Genomic DNA, 19557 nt, shown 5'->3' on the forward strand with positions numbered 1-19557 from the left:
CGTCTGGAGGGTTCTGGAGGCTTGCGGACCGCGCTGTCCGACGACAGACAGGATAGGTGTCCCATTCCGCCCCGCCGTCACGGGCTCTTGTCCCCGGCCACGGCACTGCCATACTTACGTTGCCGTAGGTTACGCGACCGTAGCCGGGCGATTCCGCTCATTTTCCTCACCCTGCCGGGGGTACTCCCCATGACCACCAGTCCCGATCTGCTCAAGTCCGCGGACGAGAAACCCCTTCCTTCCGCCACGCTGGGCGGCGAGAACAAACGTTCCATCGAGCAGATCGCCCTGCTGCTCTTCATCACGGTGCCCTTCGTGGCCCTCCTGGCGGCGGTGCCGCTCGCCTGGGGCTGGGGGGTGAGCTGGCTCGATCTCGGGCTGCTCGTCTTCATGTACTACCTGGGCTGTCACGGCATCACGATCGGCTTCCACCGCTATTTCACGCACGGCGCCTTCAAGGCGAAGCGGCCGCTGCGGATCGCGCTGGCGATCGCGGGTTCCATGGCGGTGGAGGGGCCGCTGGTGCGCTGGGTGGCCGACCACCGCAGGCACCACAAATTCTCCGACGCCGAGGGCGACCCGCATTCGCCGTGGCGTTTCGGCGAGACGCTGCCCGCGCTGATGAAGGGCCTGTGGTGGGCGCACATCGCGTGGATGTTCGACGAGGAGCAGACGTCCCAGGAGAAGTACGCGCCGGATCTCCTCGCCGACCCGGCGATCCGCCGCGTCTCGCGCGACTTCGTGTACTGGACGGTGCTCTCGCTGGCGATCCCCCCGCTGGTGGGGGGTCTGGTGACGATGTCGTGGTGGGGCGCGTTCACGGCGTTCTTCTGGGGCTCCCTGGTCCGGGTGGCGCTGCTGCACCATGTGACGTGGTCGATCAACTCGATCTGCCACGCGGTCGGCAAGCGTCCCTTCAAGTCGCGTGACCGCAGCGGCAATGTGTGGTGGCTTGCGGTCCTGTCCTGTGGGGAGTCCTGGCACAACCTGCACCACGCGGACCCGACGTCGGCCCGGCACGGTGTGATGCGGGGGCAGATCGACTCCAGTGCCCGGATCATCCGCTGGTGCGAGCAGCTGGGTCTGGCGCACGACGTGCGCTGGCCGAGCGCGGCCCGGATCGACTCCAAGCGGAATGAGGGCGGCCGGTCCCGGCGCAAGGAGAAGGCCGCCGAGGCGGCATGATGGACGACGTGGCGACCGACTCCAGCACCACCCGCACCACCAGCACCACTGGTTCCTCCCGCTCCGCCGGGGCCTCCGGTCCCGCCGACAAGCCCCGGCGCACCCGCAGGACCCGGATGACCGGGGCCGAGCGCCGGGAGCAGCTGCTGGACATCGGTCGCACGCTCTTCGCCGAGAAGGGCTTCGAGGGCACCTCCGTCGAGGAGATCGCGGCGAAGGCCGGCGTCTCCAAGCCGGTGGTGTACGAGCACTTCGGCGGCAAGGAGGGGCTGTACGCGGTCGTGGTGGACCGGGAGATGCGCTCGCTGCTCGACGGGGTGACCGGAGCGCTGACCGCGGGCCACCCCCGGGAGCTCCTCGAGCAGGCCGCGTTCGCGCTGCTCGACTACATCGAGACGTACACGGACGGATTCCGCATTCTTGTGCGCGACTCCCCCGTCGCCCAGTCGACCGGCACCTTCGCCTCGCTGATTTCCGACATCGCCACCCAGGTCGAGGACATTCTGGGTCTTGAGTTCAAGGCGCGGGGATTCGATCCGAAACTCGCGCCGCTCTACGCGCAGGCGCTGGTCGGCATGGTGGCGCTGACCGGGCAGTGGTGGCTCGACGCCCGCAAGCCCGAAAAGGCGGAAGTCGCGGCGCATCTGGTGAATCTGGCCTGGCACGGCCTGGACGGCATGGAGCAGAAGCCGCGCCTCATAGGACACCGCAAGTCCTGACCCCCCGCCCCCGGGCGGGCGCGGGCCGCACGACCCCCCGGCCCCAGGCGGGCGCGGGCCGCACGACCTCCCGGCCCCAGGCGAACGCCGACCGCCGCACCACCTCCCGGCCCCGGCCAGGGGCCGACCGCACGATCCCGGCCCCCGCCAGGAGCCGGACGCACGCCCCCCCCCGGCGCCGAGCTGTACGTCGCTCTCGACAACGGCACGCCGGCCCAGACGTTCGCCAACAGCCTGGGCGCCTACAAGGACCTCGCCACCCCCGGTGACCTCCGCGGCTCAAGCGCTCCCGAGGTGCTGGACCTGTCCCCGACCGGGATCCTGACGCTGTACGCCGATGTCACCATGAGCGGCCTCGGGACCGGCAGTTGGTCCGGTTCGGGCTGGAACATGTACAACAAGGTCATCGCGGCCGGGGACGTCAGCAGGGACGGCAAGAACGACCTGCTGGCCCGCACGCCCGGCGGCGATCTGTACTTCTACGCCGGCACCGGCCACGCCTCGACTCCGTTCGAGAGCCGCGTACGGATCGGTCCCGGCTGGGACATGTACAGCGGCAGCAAGATCGCCGCACCCGGCGACCTGACCGGCGACGGCCGCTCGGACCTGGTCGCGGTGGACTCGGCGGGCACCCTGTGGCGCTACGACGCCGACGGCACGGGCACGTTCAAGAGCCCGGTGAAGATCGGCTGGGGCTGGAACACCTACAAGTACGGCATCTACTAGGCGGCCCCAGCACCGCCCGGCGCCCTGTCCCCCACGCGAGGGGCAGGGCGCTCCCCCGTTCCTGCGGCCGGTTACGCCAATGGCTCCAGGAACTCCAGCCGGTTGCCGGCCGGGTCCTCGGAGTAGAACCGCCGGTGGCCCGGCAGGTTGTCGTCCCAGACGACCGTGGCGCCGCGCTCCGCCAACCGGCGGGCGTACGCCTCGATCGCGGTGACGCGCAGACCGGGGTGGGCCTTCTTCGCGGGCCGGAAGTCCTCCTCCACGCCCAGGTGGAGCTGGACACTGCCGTACTGGAACCAGCAGCCGCCACGGGCCGCGAGCGGCGGCGGCTTGGGGATCTCGGTCATGCCGAGCACGTCCTGGTAGTACGACCTCAGCGCGGGCTCGCTGCCCGGCGGGGCGGCGAGCTGAACATGGTCGACGGCGGCGAGCATCGCCGGGGTCTCCTTTCCTTCGGGCCGCACGGGCCTCACGGGTCTCACGGGTCTCACGGGCCTGACGGGCCGCACGGGCCGCACGGGCCGCACGGGCCTGGCGGGTCTTTCCGGTCTTCCGGGTCTTTCCGGTCTTCCGGGTCTTCCGGGTCTCCCGGGCTACTTCTTGCGGGCCACCGCGAAGATCCGGCGGAAGGGGAAGACCGTGCCGTGGGGGCCCGGTGGGTAGGCCTCGCGCAGGCGGTCGCGGTATTCGGTGAGCAGCGCGTCCACGGCCTGCTGGTCGCCGTCGAGCGCGGTGAGCACGGGGCGCAGGGCGGTGCCCTTCACCCAGTCGAGGACGGGGTCCTGGCCGGTGAGCAGCTGGCAGTAGACGGTTTCCCAGGCATCGGTCTCGCAGCCGAGGTCGGCGAGCTTGGTGAGGTAGTCGGCGGGTTCGAGGACATGGACGTAACGGCGGCCGTGGTCGCCGAGGCGGGTGCGCCAGCGGGGGGATTCGCACAGCTCGGCGAGGATGGCGTGGCTGGGTGAGGTGAAATTGCCCGGCACCTGGAAGGCGAAGGTGCCGCCGGGGGCGAGGCCGTCGATCCAGGCGGGGAAGGAATCGGGGTGATTGGGCACCCATTGCAGGGCCGCGTTGGAGACGATCAGGTCGTACGGTTCGCCGGGCACCCAGTGCGTGGCGTCGGCGACCTGGAAATCGAGCCAGCCGCCGCCCGGGGTGGTGCCCGCGTAGTCCTTGTCGGCCTGGGCGAGCATCTGCGGGGAGAGGTCGAAGCCGGTGATGCGGGCGTCGGGCCAGCGGTCGGCGAGGCGGGCGGTGACATTGCCGGGGCCGCAGCCGAGGTCGGCTATCCGGGGCGAGAGGCCCCCGCTCGTGGGCAGGTCGGGTATGCGGGTGAGCAGGTCGAGGAACGGGCGGGTGCGGTGCCCGGCGTGGCGCAGATACTGCTGTGGATCCCAGACCGGCGGCCCGGCCGGTGTGGTCGACGACGAATCGGAATGCATGTTCGAGCCCCCTTGCAGGTGCGGCTGAGCGAAGCGGAACAGAGTCCCGGCCCCTCCATGCCCAATGGTGGCTCGATATATATCTTGACGTCAAGAGACTTCACGTCGAGGAACCCTTTACACTGATCGACATGGAGGACGAGGTCGACCGACTGGTGGCAGCATGGCGCCGAGAGCGCCCGGACCTCGACGTGGAGCCGCTTGAGGTCCTGAGCCGGGTCAGCCGCCTTGCGCGCCATCTCGACCGGGCCCGCCGACTCGCCTTCGCCGAGCACAGCCTGGAGCCCTGGGAGTTCGACGTCCTGACGTCGCTTCGGCGCGCGGGCGCCCCCTACCAGCTCTCTCCGGGGCAGCTGCTGACCCAGACCCTGGTCACCTCGGGCACGATGACCAACCGGATCGACAGGCTCGCCAAGAAGGGCCTGGTCGAGCGGCTTCCCGACCCCAGCGACCGGCGGGGCGTGCTGGTGCGGCTCACCTCCGAGGGCCGCGACCGGGCCGACCAGGCGCTCGCCGGACTCCTCGAACAGGAGCGGGCCATCCTCGGCGAGCTCAGCCGCGCCCAGCGGGGCGAACTGGCGGCCCTGCTACGCCAGTTGACCGCCCCGTTCGACAACATCCCCGGCTAGGTCGACCGGGCCGACGCCCGCCCTGCGGGCCAGCGCGACGGCCGCGAGCGTGGAGTGCACGCCCAGCTTGCCCAGCACGTTCTGCATATGGGTGCGCACGGTGTGCGGGGACAGGAACAGCCGCTCCGCGACCGCCTTGCGGCCGAGCCCGGCCACCATGCAGCGCAACACCTCGCGCTCGCGCGGGGTCAGCGACTCCACCAGCCGTTCCGACTCGGTGCGGTGCTTACGCGCGGCCATCAGCTCCCGCAGCACGCCGGTGAGCAGCGCGGGCGGCAGATGCGTCTCGTCGCGCAGGACGCCCCGGATGACGGCGAGCAGCCGTTGCAGGGAGCAGTCCTTGGCGACCCAGCCGCTCGCGCCGGCGCCGAGCGCGAGGGCGGCCCTGGCCGGGTCGTCCTTCTCGGCGAGGACGACCGTACGCACCGCGGGCTGGCCCGCGCGTACGCCCGCGACCAGCGAGATGCCGTCCACCAGGCCCTCCGCGCCGCCCTCGGGGACCGCCCGGGCCACCGGGACCGCGGCCGACGCGCCGAGGTCCGCGTCCACGAGCATCACATCGAAGCGGCGCCCCTCGGCCGCGCCCCGCTCCAGGCAGCGCAGCGCGGCGGGGCCGCTGCCGGCCGCCGCGACGTCCACGTCGGGCTCCGCCGCCAGGGCCGCCGCCAGCGACTCGGCGAAGATGCGGTGGTCGTCCACCACCAGAACTCGGATCCGTACCAAGTGACACCCCCAGGCTCACAGGACGGACCGGTACGGATACGGCGCCCGGAGCCGGGAGCACCACGGACGCACGGCCGCCGCCACGCGCTGTGTACTACCCCGCCCCCGGGCGCCGTACCCGACTGTCTCGCCCCCTGATCAACACCGGCCCCCACCGGTGCTGTGCATCAGCGTAGGGCCGGGAGCCGTGAGGGGAAGGCACTTTGCCGAACTGTTTGAACCCGGACGGCTACGTGGCGTACACGAATGTTTAAGGTGAGCACCATGTTTCGTATCGAGACAGAAATGGACAAGGACCGTCAGGTGCAGCTCCATCGGCGGCTACGGGACACGAACACCGAGCGGTCGCCGGTGCTGCGGGCGATGCGGGGGACGGCGGCGGAGAAGGAAGTGCCGCTCCAGGTCTGGGGGTTGACCGAGGACGCGCTGATGGCCGGGGGGCTGGTGGGGCGCACGTGGGCCGGGTGGCTCCACGTCGACCTCCTGTGGGTCGATCCGGGTGTGCGCGCGGCGGGCCTCGGCACGCAACTGCTCGCCCGTGCCGAGGAGTTGGCCAGTCGCGAGCGCGGTTGCCGGTACGCCCGGGTGGAGACGTGGGACTTCCAGGCCCCGGACTTCTACCGCGCCCGGGGCTACGAAATCGTGGCCACGATCCCCGACTATCCGCCCGGCATCACGGAATACACCCTGACCAAGCCCCTGAGCGGGGCTCCGCCCCAGACCCCGTTCGCGCCTTGAGGGCCAGGGGGACCCCCATGACAGGCCGACCGTGCTCACACGGGCCCGCACCGGATACCCAGGGGCGCGGGGAACCGCGCGACCAGCCACGTACGCCCCGCACCCGCCCCTCGCACCCCCGGCGGTTTTCGGGGAGGGGCGGGGTGGGGGATCAACGCATGCGTCGGGCGCCCGGCGAGGGGGTCGCTTCGAACAGGCGGGGCGCCGCAAGGCCCGCCGTCTCGAAGGCGACCGCCAGCGCCTTGGCGACCCGGTCCGCCCCCGCCTCCTCCACCAGCACGATCGCCGAGCCCCCGAACCCCCCGCCCGTCATCCGCGCCCCCAGCGCGCCGGCGGACACCGCCGTCTCCACCACCAGGTCCAGCTCCGCGCAGGACACCCGCAGGTCGTCCCGCAGGGAGGCGTGCCCCTCGGTCAGGACCGGCCCCACCCCCCGTACGTCCCCCGCCGCCAGCAGCGCGGCGACCCGCTCGACCCGCGCGTTCTCGTTCACCACGTGCCGCACACAGCCCCGCACCACCGGCGAGGACAGCTCGCGCAGCGCGTCGGCCAGTCGCGCGTGGGGCACTTCGCGCAGGGTCCGCACCCCCAGCTCCCGCGCGCCGCGCTCGCACCCGGCGCGCCGCTCGGCATACGCGCCGTCACCGAGCGCGTGTTGTACGCGGGTGTCGACAACCAGCAGCCGCAGGCCGTGCGCGGGCAGATCGAAGGGGATCTGGCGCCGGGACAGGTCGCGGGCGTCGAGGTGCAGCACCTGGCCCTCGACGCAGCACGCCGACGCCGTCTGGTCCATGATCCCGCACGGGACGCCGACGAAGGCGTTCTCCGCCCGCTGGGCGAGCGCCGCCAACTCCCCTGCGGAGAGGGGGAGTTCGTACAGATCGCGCAGGGCGAGCGCGGTCACCACCTCAAGGGCGGCCGAGGACGACAGGCCCGCGCCCGTCGGCACCGTCGAGGCGAGGTGGACGTCCGCGCCGCCCACCGCGTGCCCCGCCTCACGCAGCGCCCACACCACGCCCGCCGGGTACGCCGCCCAGCCCGCGCCGGAGAGCGGCGCGAGCGCGTCGGACCGCAGTTCCACGACGGGCCCTTCGATGTCCGCCGAGTGCAGCCTGAGGACGCCGTCGGCGCGCCGGGCCACCGCCACCACCGCCGTGTGCGGCAGCGCGAGTGGCATGACGAAGCCCTCGTTGAAGTCGGTGTACTCGCCGATCAGGTTGACGCGGCCGGGCGCCGCCCACACCCCGTCCGGCTCATAGCCGTACAACTCCCGGAATCCGGCGGCCACTTCACTCATCGCCGGCTCCCCGCAGGCCACGCGCGAACGTCCACGCGTCGGCCACGATCCCTGCGAGGTCCGCGCGCGAGGGCGCCCAGCCGAGCCGGTCGTGGGCGCGCGCCGCCGATGCGACCAGGACGGCCGGGTCGCCGCCGCGCCGGCCCGCGACGACCTCGGGGATCTCGTGCCCGGTGACCTTGCGGGCGGTCTCGATGACCTCACGGACCGAGAACCCGTTGCCGTTGCCCAGGTTGCACACCAGGTGCTCGCCGGGCGTCGCCGCGTCGAGGGCGCGCAAATGGGCCTCGGCCAGGTCGGCCACGTGGATGTAGTCGCGCACGCAGGTGCCGTCGGGGGTGGGGTAGTCGTCACCGTAGACGGAGATGAACTCCCGCTCCCCCAGGGCCACTTGGAGGACGAGGGGGATCAGGTGGGATTCCGGCGCGTGGCGTTCGCCGCACGTTCCGTAGGCGCCCGCCACGTTGAAGTAGCGCAGTGACACCGCGGCGAGGCCGTGCGCCGCGCACTCCCCCGCGATCATGTGGTCGACGGCGAGCTTGGAGGCGCCGTAGGGGCTGGTGGGCGCGGTCGGGTCGGTCTCGGTGATGGGGACCGAGACGGGTTCGCCGTAGGTGGCCGCCGTGGAGGAGAAGACCAGGCGGCGCACGCCCGCGTCGCGCATCGCCGCGAGCAGCGCCATGGTGCCGCCGACGTTGTTGGCCCAGTACTTCTCAGGAACGGCGACCGACTCACCGACCTGCGAGAACGCGGCGAAGTGGAGCACGGCTTCGAAGGAGGGGTCGAGCCATTGGGCGGCGTCCTGGATGCGGCCCTCGATGAAGGAGGCGCCGGCCGGGACGGCTGCGCGAAAGCCCGTGGAGAGGTCGTCGAGGACGGTCACGTCGTGGCCGGCCTCGACCAGATGGGCCGCCACCACGCTGCCTACATACCCCGCGCCGCCCGTCACCAGGTACTTGCTCATTCAGCCGCCACCTCTCGCAGTCGCTCGGCCGCGGTCTCCGGCGGCACATCGTTGATGAACACGTTCATGCCGGATTCGGAACCCGCGAGGTACTTCAGCTTGCCGGAAGTACGTCGGATGGTGAAAAGCTCCAGATGGAGCCCGAACTCCTCGCGGTCGAGGGCTCCCTCGCCCCGGAACGGCGCCTGGTGCCAGGCGGAGATGTAGGGGGTGGGCGGCTCGCCGGGGCCGAAGATCCGGTCGAAGCGCCGCAGGAGTTCCAGGTAGATCCGGGGGAACTCGGTGCGCGCGCCCTCGTCGAGGGCCCGCAGGTCGGGGACGCGCCGCTTGGGGTGCAGATGGACCTCGTAGGGCCAGTGCGCCGCGTACGGCACGAACGCCACCCAGTGCTCGCCCTCCAGGACCACCCGTTCGCCGTCGGCGAGTTCCCGCTGGACCACGTCGTCGAAGAGGTTGCGCCCGCCGGTGCGCTCGCGGTGCTCGGCGAGCGAGCGGAGCATGAGGGCGGTGCGGGGGGTGGTGAAGGGGTAGCCGTAGATCTGGCCGTGCGGGTGGCCGAGGGTGACGCCGATCTCCGCGCCCCGGTTCTCGAAGCAGAACACCTGCTGGACCTGGGGGAGTTCGGCGAGGTCGGCGGTGCGGTCGGTCCACGCCTCAAGGACCAGGGCGGCCTGTTCCTCGGTGAGGTCGGCGAAGGAGGAGTCGTGGTCGGGAGTGAAGCAGACGACCTCGCAGCGGCCGGAGTCGCCGGCGAGCGAGGGGAAGCGGTTCTCGAAGACGACGACGTCGTAGTCGTCGGCCGGGATCTCGCTGTCGCGGCCCTCGCGCGAGGGGCAGAGCGGGCAGGCGTCGGCGGGCGGCAGATAGGTGCGGCCCTGGCGGTGCGATGCGACGACGACGGTGTCGCCGAGCAGCGGGTCGCGGCGCAGCTGGGAGGCGGTGGAGACCGGGTCGAGCGGGCGCCGGTCGGTCTCGTCCCGTACGAGGTCGTCCCGCGCGTCGTAGTAGAGCAGCTCCCGACCGTCGGCGAGCCGGGTCGACGTCTTCTTCACCTGAACCTCCACCATCCAACAGAACCGCACACAACAAACCACAAGCCAACAGCGCCCGTCAATGACCCCGCGCCAGGGCGCGCCAAGAGGCGCGGGAGCGGAGTGGGTGTCGGGCACGATCACAATCAAACAAACAATCTCATCAAAAGTGTTCAGTTTCTGAACATCGAGGCGTAGGTTCCCGTCCCGGACCGGTACGACCGGATCGGCATGTCCGGATCAGTAAGCGCGACGAAGCGGGTACGCATGCAATCTCTGGCCGCGGGGCTCCGGCTCCCCACCAATGGGCTCGACTACACGATTTTGGCGATCTACTTCATCGTCGTCCTGGGCATCGGCTTCGCCGCACGCGCCAGCGTGAAGACCAGCCTCGACTTCTTCCTCTCGGGCCGCTCCCTGCCGGCGTGGGTGACCGGCCTCGCCTTCGTGGCCGCCAACCTGGGCGCCACGGAGATCCTGGGCATGTCCGCGACGGGCGCGCAGTACGGCGTGGCGGTCGTGCACTGGTACTGGATCGGCGCGATCCCGGCCATGGTCTTCCTCGGCCTGGTGATGATGCCCTTCTACTACGGCTCCAAGGTGCGCTCGGTGCCGGAGTTCCTGCTCCAGCGGTTCGACAAGTCGGCGCATCTGCTGGCCTCGGCGCTGTTCGCGTTCGCGGCGGTGCTGATCGCGGGCGTCAACCTGTACGCCCTGTCGATCGTCGTGGAGGCGCTGCTCGGCTGGCCGCAGTGGGTGGCGATCGTCGTCGCCGGGCTCTTCGTGCTCGCGTACATCACCATCGGCGGGCTCTCCTCGGCGATCTACAACGAAGTGCTCCAGTTCTTCGTGATCCTGGCCGCGCTGATTCCGCTGACCATCCTCGGCCTCAAGCGGGTCGGCGGCTGGGACGGGCTGACCGGCTCGCTCAAGGCGAGCCACGGCGACAACTTCCTCTCCGCGTGGGGCGGCACCGGCATCGGCGAGGCCAACCCGCTCGGCGCGAACTGGCTCACCATCGTGCTCGGGCTCGGCTTCGTGCTCTCCTTCGGCTACTGGACGACCAACTTCGCCGAGGTGCAGCGCGCCCTGTCCGCCAAGAACCTGAGCGCGGCCCGCCGGACCCCGCTGATCGCGGCGTTCCCCAAGATGTTCATCGTGTTCCTGGTGATGATCCCGGGCCTGGTCGCGGCGGTCCTGGTCCCCAAGATCGGCACTCCGGGCTCGTCCCTCACCTACAACGACGCGATTCCGCTCCTCATGCAGGAGCTGCTGCCCAACGGCGTGCTCGGCATCGCCGTGACCGGGCTGCTCGCGGCGTTCATGGCGGGCATGGCGGCGAACGTGTCGTCCTTCAACACGGTGTTCACGTACGACATCTGGGCCAAGTACGTGAAGAAGGACAAGCCGGACGCGTATTACCTGCGCTTCGGCCGACTGATCACGGCGATAGGCGTCCTGGCCTCCATCGGCACCGCGTTCATCGCCTCCTCCTTCTCCAACATCATGGGCTACCTCCAGACGCTGTTCTCCTTCTTCAACGTGCCGATGTTCGTGGTCTTCGTGATCGGCATGTTCTGGAAGCGGGCGTCGGTGAAGTCCGGGGTGTGGGGGCTCGTCGCGGGTACGTCCGCCGCGATGGTCAACTACTTCTGGATCTACAAGCAGGGCGTCATCTCGATCCCGACCGACCAGGGCGCCAACTTCGTCTCCGCGATCGTCGGATTCGTGGCGGGTGCGGTGGTGATGGTCGCGGTCACGCTCTTCACCGCGCCGAAGCCGGCGGCGGAGCTGGCGGGTCTGGTGTACGGGACGAAGTCCCCCGGCGTCGAGGAGCCGCCCGCCGAGGGCGACAGTGCGTGGTACCGGCGGCCGGCGCTGCTGGGCTGGGGCGCGATCGTGCTGGCCGCGCTGTGTTACGTCCCCTACTCGTTCTGACGACTGACGACTGACGACTGGAGTCACACCATGCCCGAATCGCCCGAAGTGCGGGACGAGGTAACGGAGTTGGAGCGGAAGTCGGCGTCCGCGGCGCGGCTGTTCGACATCCGTCGGATCATTGGGGGGCTGTTCACCCTGTACGGGGTGATCGTGACGGTGGCCGGGGTGATGGCGTCCGACGCGGACCTGAAGAAGGCGCAGGGGATCAACATCAACCTGTGGACGGGGTTGGGGATGCTGGCGCTGGGGCTGTTCTTCCTGACCTGGCTGAAACTCCGCCCCACGGCTCCGCCGGTCCCGCAGAACAACTGACCCGGTCAACCGGGGACCCGGGTCCGCCCCAGCCCGGGGTACGCGCAGTTCCCCGCGCCCCTGGCGGGGTCGGTGCCCGAGAGACCCCGGCTGCCGACCGTGCTGGGCTGGGCGCGCAGTTCCCCGCGCCCCTGGCGGGGTGCGTGCTGGCCAGCACAGGCATACCCAGCCCGTCCGGCGTTTGAGGACGAGGCCGTTCAGGCCGAACGGGGTCTGGGGCGGAGCCCCAGGGACCCCGGCTGCGGACCGTGCGGGGCTGGTCGCGCAGTTCCCCGCGCCCCTGGCGGGGTCGGTGCTGGCCCGCAGCGGCAACTTCAGCCCGTCCGGCGATTGAGGACGAGGCCGTTCAGGCCGAACGGGGTCTGGGGCGGAGCCCCAGGGACCCCGGCTGCGGACCGTGCGGGGCTGGTCGCGCAGTTCCCCGCGCCCCTGGCGGGGTCGGTGCTGGCCCGCAGCGGCAACTTCAGCCCGTCCGGCGATTGAGGACGAGGCCGTTCAGGCCGAACGGGGTCTGGGGCGGAGCCCCAGGGACCCCGGCTGCGGACCGTGCGGGGCTGGTCGCGCAGTTCCCCGCGCCCCTGGCGGGGTCGGTGCTGGCCCGCAGCGGCAACGTCAGCCCGTCCGGCGATTGAGGACGAGCGCCTTCAGCGCGAACGGGGTCTGGGGCGGAGCCCCAAGGGCCCCGGCTGCCGACCGTGCGTGGCTGGGCGCGCAGTTCCCCGCGCCCCTGGCCACTCGGCCCTGGACCATATGCACATACCTAGCCCGTCCGGCGATTGAGGACGAGCGCCTTCAGCGCGAATGGGGTCTGGGGCGGAGCCCCAAGGGCCCCGGCTGCCGACCGTGCGTGGCTGGGCGCGCAGTTCCCCGCGCCCCTGGCCACTCGGCCCTGGACCATATGCACATACCTAGCCCGTCCGGCGATTGAGGACGAGCGCGTTCAGCGCGGGCGGGGTCTGGGGCGGAGCCCCGGGGGTTAGGGGGTGGCGCGGGCCAGGAGGCCAGTTCTGGCGGCCAGGGCGGCGGCCTCCAGGCGGGAGCCGACGCCGAGTTTCATCAGCACGCGCTGGACATGCGTGCGTGCCGTGGACGGCGCGATCCCCATCCCCGCCGCGATCACCCGCGTATCCTCCCCGTCAGCCACCCGCACCAGCACCTCCACCTCCCGCGGCGTCAGCAGCTGAAGCAGGCGCTGCCCCTCGTCATGGGGCTGAGCCGCAGGGTTGAGGAGTTCGGCGAACGCACCCTGGAGCAGCTGCGGGGCGACCGCCGACTCCCCGGCCCGCGCCTTGACCATCGCCCGCTCGACCCCCTCTATGCGCTCGTCGTGCCGCACATACCCGGACGCCCCGGCCGCGAACGCCGCCGCGATCCCCCGAGGACTCGGCACCGGCCCGAGCACCACCACGGCGACCTGGGGCCGCTCCTGCTTGATCCGCACGATCGGGTCGAACACCCCGGGCTCGGCGGGCGCGGCCGTGCCGAGCAGGCACACCTCGGGCGCCCGGCTCACGACGAGCTCCGCGGCGCCCGCGACCGGAGCTGTCGCGGCGAGCACCCGGTGTCCCCGCAGTTTCAGCGCCGAGGCAAGTGCCTCGGCGAGCAGCCGGTGATCGTCGACCACCATGAGCCGCACGCCCATCGAGCTACCCCCCATCCCCCCGGCCCCTCTTGCCCCGGCAAGCTACACGCTTGTTCGACGCCGCGTGCCGCTTACCGGCGAGAAGCCCACGGAATGCCGAATTCTCCGGCATGCGGGCCCAGTTGAGGAAGTACGCGAAAGGGCAAGCGGGCACAAAGGGCGGGGCCCCGGCGGCGGAAGGAGATCCACCACCGGGGCCCCGAAGACGCGGCCGCGGCCCGGGCTCAGCCCGTACCGGTCGCGATGAACAGGAACTTCTTCTCGGAGTCGTCGTTCGAGTACGGCTTGCTCAGGCGCGTCGCCCCCAAGTACAGGCGGCCGTTGGCGTAGTCCATGTCGGAGTACTGCGGCAGGAACTGCGACATGGCCTCCCGCACCGACCGCTCGGCCGGGTTCTCCATGAGCAGCGTCGCCTTGAGGCTGCCGCCGTCGATGCTGACGACCTCGCTGCCCTTGTCGTAAGGGCCTTCTCGGTAGGCGATGACGTTGTTGCCGTCCATGCGCAGCGGGTACATCTTGTAGCCGTCACCCGCGTCCGCCCGGCCGGGCACGGCCTGGCCGGTCGCCAGGTCGAAGGCGAGGATCTCGTTGGTGCGTCCGACCACGCTCGTCCCGCCGGCGTTGTCGTGCGCCTCCGTCGGCACGTACAGCCTGCCGTTGCCGGCGACGACCATCGAGCACTTCTCGACGGAGGTGCCGTCGCAGGCGGCCGAGTACTTGGCGCCGGGCGCCGGGATGCGGGCCAGCAGCTTTCCGGTCTTGTCGTCGATGGAGAAGAAGTCCGAGATGCCGCTGCCGTCGCGCGCGGTGTCGCCGACGTCGGCGGCGACCACGAGCGGCTTGGTCGAGACGATGTGCGCGTACTGGATGCCCGGCAGCATCTTGTACGTGGCCAAGGGCTGGCCGGTCTTGGGGTCGAGGGTCTGCACGCTGACGGTGGGCTTGTCGTAGTCACCGCACTTGCGGACGGCCACGAGCGCGTCACCGCCGCCGTATCCGGCGTCCTCGCACTGGTCGGTGTTGGCGGTGGGCTTCCACAGCTCCTTGCCGGTGTTCAGGTCCCAGGCCGCGCCACCGCTGATGCCGCCCGCCGCGACGGTGCCCGCGCCGAGGGTGATCTCCTCGAACTGCGTCTTGCGGTCGCCGTCGCCACCCTTGACGTCGGCCTGCCACAGCAGTTTGCCGGTGTTGAGGTCGAGGGCGGCGGCCTCGGTGCAGGAGGGGTACTTGGAACCGTCCGGCACGGTCTCGAAGGCGAACGCGGTCTTGTTGTCCGAGGAGACGTGCTTGGTGGCCGCGCAGACGTTTCCGGTCAGCGGGAGCTTCCAGACCGGGGTGCCCTTGACGAGGTCGTAGCCGACGATCTCCTTGACGCCGGTCTTGACGTACACCTTGTCCGTGAGCCAGGAGCCCAGCACCGAGGTGAGGTCGGTGACCGCGGGCTGGGGCGACTGGAAGAGCACCTTCGCGGCGGTGTTGGCCGGCGCCTTCTCCTTGCCGCCGCCACCGGTGCCGCCGCTCGCGCCGCCCGTGGTGCCGCCGGTGTCGCCGGTCTTGGCTGTGTCCTTGCCGTCCTTACCAGTCGCGTACCACACGCCGCCGCCGACGATCAGCGCGACCGCGACGACCGCCGCGATGATGATCAGCATCTGGGTGTTCGGCTTCTTGCCGCCGGGCTGTCCGCCGGGCCCGGGCGCGCCCGGCATCCCGTACTGCGGCTGCGCCGGCTGGGTCGGCGGCTGGCCGGGGTAGCCGTAACCGGGCTGACCGGGGTAACCGGGCTGGCCGGGGTAACCGGGCTGACCCGGCTGACCCGGGTAGCCGTAACCCGGCTGCTGGGGCGCGGTGTTCGGGTAGCCGTACCCGGGCTGCGGTTCCGGGGTGTGCGGGTAGCCGTAGGCCGGGGGCCCCGAGGGCGGCGGGGTGCTCGGCGGCCCGGCGGGCGGCGGCGGGGTGGGCGTACCGAAGCCGCCGGCCGGCGGCTCCTGGGGCGCGCCGAAGCCGGACGCCGGGGGGTCCTGCGGCGCGCCGAAGCCGGGCGCCGGGGGGTCCTGCGGGGCGCCGAAACCGGGCGCCGCGGGTTCCTGCGGGGCGCCGAAGCCCTGGGGCGCGTTCTGGGGGCGACTCGGCGGCTCGGGCGGCTGCTGGGGCTGGGGTGGCTGGCTCATGCCGGGGAGACCTCTGACTTCACGTCGCGTACGGGAGACCTACGAGAAAGGGGAGTGGGCACGTCACTTGCCGAAGGACAGGATCGAGTTGTCCTTCGAGCCGTCCTTGTGGCTGCTCACCCGGCTGTTCATGAGGAAGAACCGTCCGCCGGCCCACGCGCCCACCGGGTCGAAGAAGGAGCGCTCGGTGCCGGCCGCCGTCGACGGGCTCTGGAGGGTGATCTGCGGGGCGCCGCCGGTCAGCGGCAGCGTCGCGACCGCGGCCGCTCCGTCGACGCCCGGCTCCACATAGACCGAGAGCTTGCCGTTCTCGACGGCCAGCGGATCCATCACGCGGCCCTTGGGCGCGGCCGCGTGCCACTTCTCGGCGCCGGTGGCGAGGTCGATGGCGACGATCTCGTTGGTGCGGCCCACCCCGAGCTCGCCGCTGTCCGTGCTCTTGGTCGGCAGATAAAGGGTGTTGCCGTCGACGACCGTGCCCCAGCAGCCCTGGAGCTGGCGGTCGAGGCTCAGACCGGGGCAGTTCGCGGTGAGCGAGGCCTGGGACTTGACCGCCGACTGGAGCTTGCCGTCGGCGGTGAAGGTCGAGATGTTCCACGCCTTCTTGTCCTTGTTGGTCGCGTACACGACCAGCGGGTTCATCGAGTAGACCCGGCTGACGGCCCAGCCCTTGTCGTACTGGAAGCCCCACTTGGGCTTGCCGGTGGTCGGGTCGAGCTCCTGGAGCAGGTCCGACTCGGGCGCGTCCAGGTCGGCGCCCGGGTCCATGCACTGGCTGACGGCTATTAGCTTGGGGCCGCCGGCGAAGGCGCCGGCGCTGCAATGACCGGTCTTGGGGGTGCCGAAGAGCTTCTTGCCGTCCGTGAGGGAGAACGCGCTCGCGCCGCCCATGTCACGGGCCACGGCGACGGTGTTGCCCGTGATCGACATCTGGAAGCTGATCATGCTGTCGAACAGGCCCTCCGCCGGGACCTGGGACTTCCAGCCGGCCTTGCCCGCGGCGAGGTCGACGAACTGGAGCTGGTTGCACTTGGCGTTCTCGGTGTTGCCGTCCTGGACACCGAAGACGGTCTTGCCGTCGGCGGTGGGGCTCGGCGGCGCTCCGCACAGCGGGGTGTCAAGCGCCACCGACCACTTCTGCTTGCCGTCGGCCACCGCGTACCCGACGATCTCCTTGTACATGGCCTTGACGACGGTGTCGCCCACGATCCAGGGGCCGTACTGGGTGGCGCCGTTCTGCGGCAGCGGCGTCTCGTTCTCGTGCAGCCAGGCCCGCGCGTCGCCGGCCTTGGCGCCGGAGTTGATGTCGTCGCTGCCGGTGCGTCCGTCGCCCTTGCCGTCGCCCTGGTCGACCGTCGGGGCGCCGCTGGGGGCCGCGCTGTGGCTCTTGTCGGCGACGGGCTTCTTGTCGTCGCCGCCCCCGCTCGTCGCCAGGTACACGCCGCCGCCGATGACCAGCAGGCCCGCGACCGCGGCTGCCACGATCATCAGGGGCTTGCCCTTGAACGGGCTCTTGCCGCCTCCGCCCCCCGGCGCCACCGGCGCCCCGGGGTACTGCGGCTGGCCCGGGTAGCCGTAACCGCCCTGCTGCGTCTGGGCGTACGGGTTGTCCTGCGCGCCCGGCCCGCTCGGGACCGTCGGGTAGCCGTAGCCGGGAGCCGGCGGCGTCTGGGGGTAGCCGTACCCGGGCCCCGGCGGGGGCGTCCCCGGATAGCCGTACCCGGGCTGCGGCGAGGCCGACGGCGGCTGCGGCGGCTGCGCGGGCGCGGTGGGCGGCGCGGCCGGCATCTGCGGCGGCGGTCCCGGCGGCTGAGCAGGCGGTCCCTGAGGCTTGTCCTGCGGTGCCCCGAAGCCCCCCTGCGGTGGCTGAGAACTGGGTGGCTGGGTCACAGCGAGATCTCCCCCGAATTTGCGTCTTTACGTCTTTACGTCAGTCGAACGGAGCTACTTTCTATCACTCGGAGCACGACGTACCACGGGCCGGTCCGCCCCTGTTCCCAAGGGAGAACCGGCCCGTGATGCCGCCGTTATGGACTCTGTACGCCGTCTCTACGCAAGCCCCGCAGGACGTCCGTACGGGCAGGTGGCCCGGGCCTGACTCAGGCCTCTTCGGCGAGTTCGAGCCAGCGCATCTCCAACTCGTCCCGCTCGGCGATCAGTTCGCGCAGCTCCGTGTCCAGCTTCGCCACCTTCCCGAAGTCCGTGGCGTTATCGGCGATTTGCGCGTGCAGACTAGTCTCGCGCTCGTTGATCTTGTTGAGTTGCCGCTCCACCCTCTGGAGCTCCTTCTTCGCGGCCCGCGCGTCCTGCGCGGAGACGGCGGGCGCGGCCTTGGCGGCCGGGGCCGCGACCGGCGCGGGAGCCGCCTCGATCATTCGCCGCCTGCGCTCCAGGTACTCGTCGATGCCGCGCGGCAGCATCCGCAGCGTGGCGTCGCCGAGCAGCGCCCACACGTGGTCGGTGGTGCGCTCGATGAAGAACCGGTCGTGGGAGATGACGACCATGGAGCCGGGCCAGCCGTCGAGGAGGTCTTCGAGCTGGGTCAGGGTCTCGATGTCGAGGTCGTTGGTGGGCTCGTCGAGGAAGAGGACGTTCGGCTCGTCCATGAGCAGGCGCAGCAGCTGGAGCCGCCGCCGCTCGCCACCCGACAGGTCACCGACCGGCGTCCACTGCTTCTCCTTGGAGAAGCCGAACTGCTCACAGAGCTGACCCGCCGTCATCTCGCGGCCCTTACCGAGGTCCACCCGGTCGCGGATCTGCTGGACGGCCTCCAACACCCGCAGCGCGGGCGGGAGTTCGGCCACGTCCTGGGAGAGGTAGGCGAGCCTGACGGTCTTGCCGACGACGACCTTGCCCGCGACGGGCTGCGTCTCGCCCCCGGTGTTCCAGGCCTCGGTGAGCGCGCGAAGCAGCGACGTCTTGCCCGCGCCGTTCACCCCGACCAGGCCGATACGGTCGCCGGGGCCGAGCTGCCAGGTGAGGTGCTTGAGCAACAGCTTCTCACCGGCCTGTACGGTCACGTCCTCCAGGTCGAAGACGGTCTTGCCGAGCCGGGCGCCCGCGAACTTCATCAGCTCGCTGGTGTCGCGCGGCGGCGGCACGTCGGCGATCAGCTCGTTGGCGGCCTCGATGCGGTAGCGCGGCTTGGAGGTGCGCGCCGGGGCGCCCCGGCGCAGCCACGCCAGCTCCTTGCGCATGAGGTTCTGCCGCTTGACTTCCTCGGTGGCGGCGATGCGCTCGCGCTCGGCGCGGGCGAAGACGTAGTCGGAGTAACCGCCCTCGTACTCGAAGACCGAGCCGCGCTGCACGTCCCACATGCGGGTGCAGACCTGGTCGAGGAACCAGCGGTCGTGGGTGACGCAGACGAGGGCCGAGCGGCGCGCCTGGAGGTGGCGGGCCAGCCAGCTGATGCCCTCGACGTCGAGGTGGTTGGTGGGCTCGTCGAGCACGATGAGGTCGGGCTCGCCGATCAGCAGCTTGGCCAGCGCGATGCGGCGCCGCTCGCCACCGGACAGCGGCGCGATGACGGTGTCCAGGCCCTGCGCGAACCCCGGCAGACCGAGCCCGCCGAACAGCCCCGTCAGGACGTCGCGGATCTTGGCGTTGCCGGCCCACTCGTGGTCGGCGAGGTCGCCGATGACCTCGTGCCGGATGGTGGCCTGAGGGTCGAGCGAGTCGTGCTGAGTGAGTACGCCGAGCCGCAGCCCGCCCACGTGTGTGACGCGCCCGGTGTCCGGCTCCTCCAGCTGCGCCAGCATCCGGATCAGGGTGGTCTTGCCGTCGCCGTTGCGCCCGACGACCCCGACCCGGTCCCCTTCGGAGACGCCGAGGGACACCCCGTCGAGCAGGGCACGGGTCCCGTACACCTTGCTGACTGCCTCGACATTGACCAGGTTGACGGCCATTTCACTCCTGAGCGCGGGGATGGATCGTCATCCAGGGTAGTCGCCGCGGGCACCCGGACGGCGCGCGGTGGATGATCAAGGCCCGGGCCGGGTCGTCGGCGTGCGTCGGGCCCTGTCGCGGGCACGGCCCGGGGC

General features: G+C 71.2%; 17 protein-coding genes. 7 read left to right on the forward strand and 10 right to left on the reverse strand.

The window, feature by feature from the left end:
• Positions 1-189 precede the first annotated feature (189 nt).
• From ABR738_RS16995 to ABR738_RS17005, 3 genes are all read left to right on the forward strand, one after another.
• Entirely contained in the window at positions 190-1185 is a 996-nt protein-coding gene (locus ABR738_RS16995; RefSeq protein ID WP_350230822.1) for an acyl-CoA desaturase, read from the forward strand.
• A complete protein-coding gene (locus ABR738_RS17000) occupies positions 1185-1904 on the forward strand; it encodes a TetR family transcriptional regulator (RefSeq protein ID WP_469477499.1) in 720 nt (239 codons plus the stop codon). Before ABR738_RS16995 ends, ABR738_RS17000 begins: the two co-directional genes overlap by 1 nt.
• 294 nt (positions 1905-2198) lie before the next feature.
• Positions 2199-2630 (forward strand): FG-GAP repeat domain-containing protein, encoded by a 432-nt coding sequence (locus tag ABR738_RS17005; protein WP_350230824.1) that lies wholly within the window; start codon positions 2199-2201, stop codon positions 2628-2630.
• 71 nt (positions 2631-2701) lie between these two features.
• On the opposite strand, the gene ABR738_RS17010 is transcribed toward ABR738_RS17005, so the two are convergent.
• Positions 2702-3064, reverse strand: coding sequence for a VOC family protein (locus ABR738_RS17010; RefSeq protein WP_350230825.1), 363 nt, complete (start codon positions 3062-3064; stop codon positions 2702-2704).
• 159 nt (positions 3065-3223) lie between these two features.
• Positions 3224-4072, reverse strand: coding sequence for a trans-aconitate 2-methyltransferase (locus ABR738_RS17015; RefSeq protein ID WP_350230826.1), 849 nt, complete (start codon positions 4070-4072; stop codon positions 3224-3226).
• Positions 4073-4203: 131 nt separating this feature from the next.
• Here ABR738_RS17015 and tamR point away from each other — a divergent pair, with 131 nt between their 5' ends.
• The gene (gene tamR, locus ABR738_RS17020; RefSeq protein WP_350230827.1) at positions 4204-4701 is read left to right on the forward strand and encodes a MarR family transcriptional regulator TamR; all 498 of its coding nucleotides are present in this window, start codon (positions 4204-4206) and stop codon (positions 4699-4701) included.
• Here the strand turns inward: tamR and ABR738_RS17025 are convergent.
• A complete protein-coding gene (locus tag ABR738_RS17025) occupies positions 4660-5424 on the reverse strand; it encodes a response regulator transcription factor (protein WP_350230828.1) in 765 nt (254 codons plus the stop codon). The genes tamR and ABR738_RS17025 overlap by 42 nt on opposite strands.
• Positions 5425-5688: 264 nt before the next feature.
• Here ABR738_RS17025 and ABR738_RS17030 point away from each other — a divergent pair, with 264 nt between their 5' ends.
• Positions 5689-6162 carry a GNAT family N-acetyltransferase gene (locus ABR738_RS17030; RefSeq protein WP_350230829.1) on the forward strand — a complete coding sequence of 158 codons (474 nt, stop codon included), beginning with the start codon at positions 5689-5691 and terminating at the stop codon, positions 6160-6162.
• 151 nt (positions 6163-6313) lie between these two features.
• Here the strand turns inward: ABR738_RS17030 and galK are convergent, their stop codons facing one another.
• The 3 genes from galK to galT are packed head-to-tail and all read right to left on the reverse strand — an operon-like array spanning position 6314 to position 9475.
• Positions 6314-7459 (reverse strand): galactokinase, encoded by a 1146-nt coding sequence (gene galK, locus ABR738_RS17035; RefSeq protein ID WP_350230830.1) that lies wholly within the window; start codon positions 7457-7459, stop codon positions 6314-6316.
• Complete coding sequence (gene galE, locus ABR738_RS17040; RefSeq protein WP_350230831.1) at positions 7452-8423, reverse strand: UDP-glucose 4-epimerase GalE; 972 nt, start codon at positions 8421-8423, stop codon at positions 7452-7454. The genes galK and galE overlap by 8 nt, the downstream gene beginning before the upstream one ends.
• On the reverse strand, positions 8420-9475 hold the full coding sequence (galT, locus tag ABR738_RS17045; protein WP_350230832.1) for a galactose-1-phosphate uridylyltransferase: 1056 nt from the start codon (positions 9473-9475) through the stop codon (positions 8420-8422). The genes galE and galT overlap by 4 nt, the downstream gene beginning before the upstream one ends.
• 246 nt (positions 9476-9721) lie before the next feature.
• Here galT and ABR738_RS17050 point away from each other — a divergent pair, with 246 nt between their 5' ends.
• Both ABR738_RS17050 and ABR738_RS17055 read left to right on the forward strand, forming a co-directional pair.
• The gene (locus ABR738_RS17050) at positions 9722-11392 is read left to right on the forward strand and encodes a sodium:solute symporter family protein (protein WP_350230833.1); all 1671 of its coding nucleotides are present in this window, start codon (positions 9722-9724) and stop codon (positions 11390-11392) included.
• Between the two features lie 30 nt (positions 11393-11422).
• Positions 11423-11707 (forward strand): hypothetical protein, encoded by a 285-nt coding sequence (locus ABR738_RS17055; RefSeq protein WP_350230834.1) that lies wholly within the window; start codon positions 11423-11425, stop codon positions 11705-11707.
• A gap of 976 nt (positions 11708-12683) precedes the next feature.
• Here the strand turns inward: ABR738_RS17055 and ABR738_RS17060 are convergent.
• The 4 genes from ABR738_RS17060 to ABR738_RS17075 form a co-directional block, all read right to left on the reverse strand.
• Positions 12684-13349 (reverse strand): helix-turn-helix transcriptional regulator, encoded by a 666-nt coding sequence (locus ABR738_RS17060; protein WP_350230835.1) that lies wholly within the window; start codon positions 13347-13349, stop codon positions 12684-12686.
• 224 nt (positions 13350-13573) lie between these two features.
• Positions 13574-15517: an outer membrane protein assembly factor BamB family protein gene (locus tag ABR738_RS17065; protein ID WP_350230836.1), complete on the reverse strand. Its 1944-nt coding sequence runs from the start codon at positions 15515-15517 to the stop codon at positions 13574-13576.
• A gap of 63 nt (positions 15518-15580) precedes the next feature.
• Positions 15581-17305 carry an outer membrane protein assembly factor BamB family protein gene (locus ABR738_RS17070; protein WP_350230837.1) on the reverse strand — a complete coding sequence of 575 codons (1725 nt, stop codon included), beginning with the start codon at positions 17303-17305 and terminating at the stop codon, positions 15581-15583.
• Between the two features lie 311 nt (positions 17306-17616).
• Positions 17617-19422: an ABC-F family ATP-binding cassette domain-containing protein gene (locus ABR738_RS17075; protein ID WP_350230838.1), complete on the reverse strand. Its 1806-nt coding sequence runs from the start codon at positions 19420-19422 to the stop codon at positions 17617-17619.
• Positions 19423-19557: the final 135 nt, after the last annotated feature.

The sequence above is a fragment of the Streptomyces sp. Edi4 genome, from assembly GCF_040253615.1.
Lineage (GTDB): Bacteria > Actinomycetota > Actinomycetes > Streptomycetales > Streptomycetaceae > Streptomyces.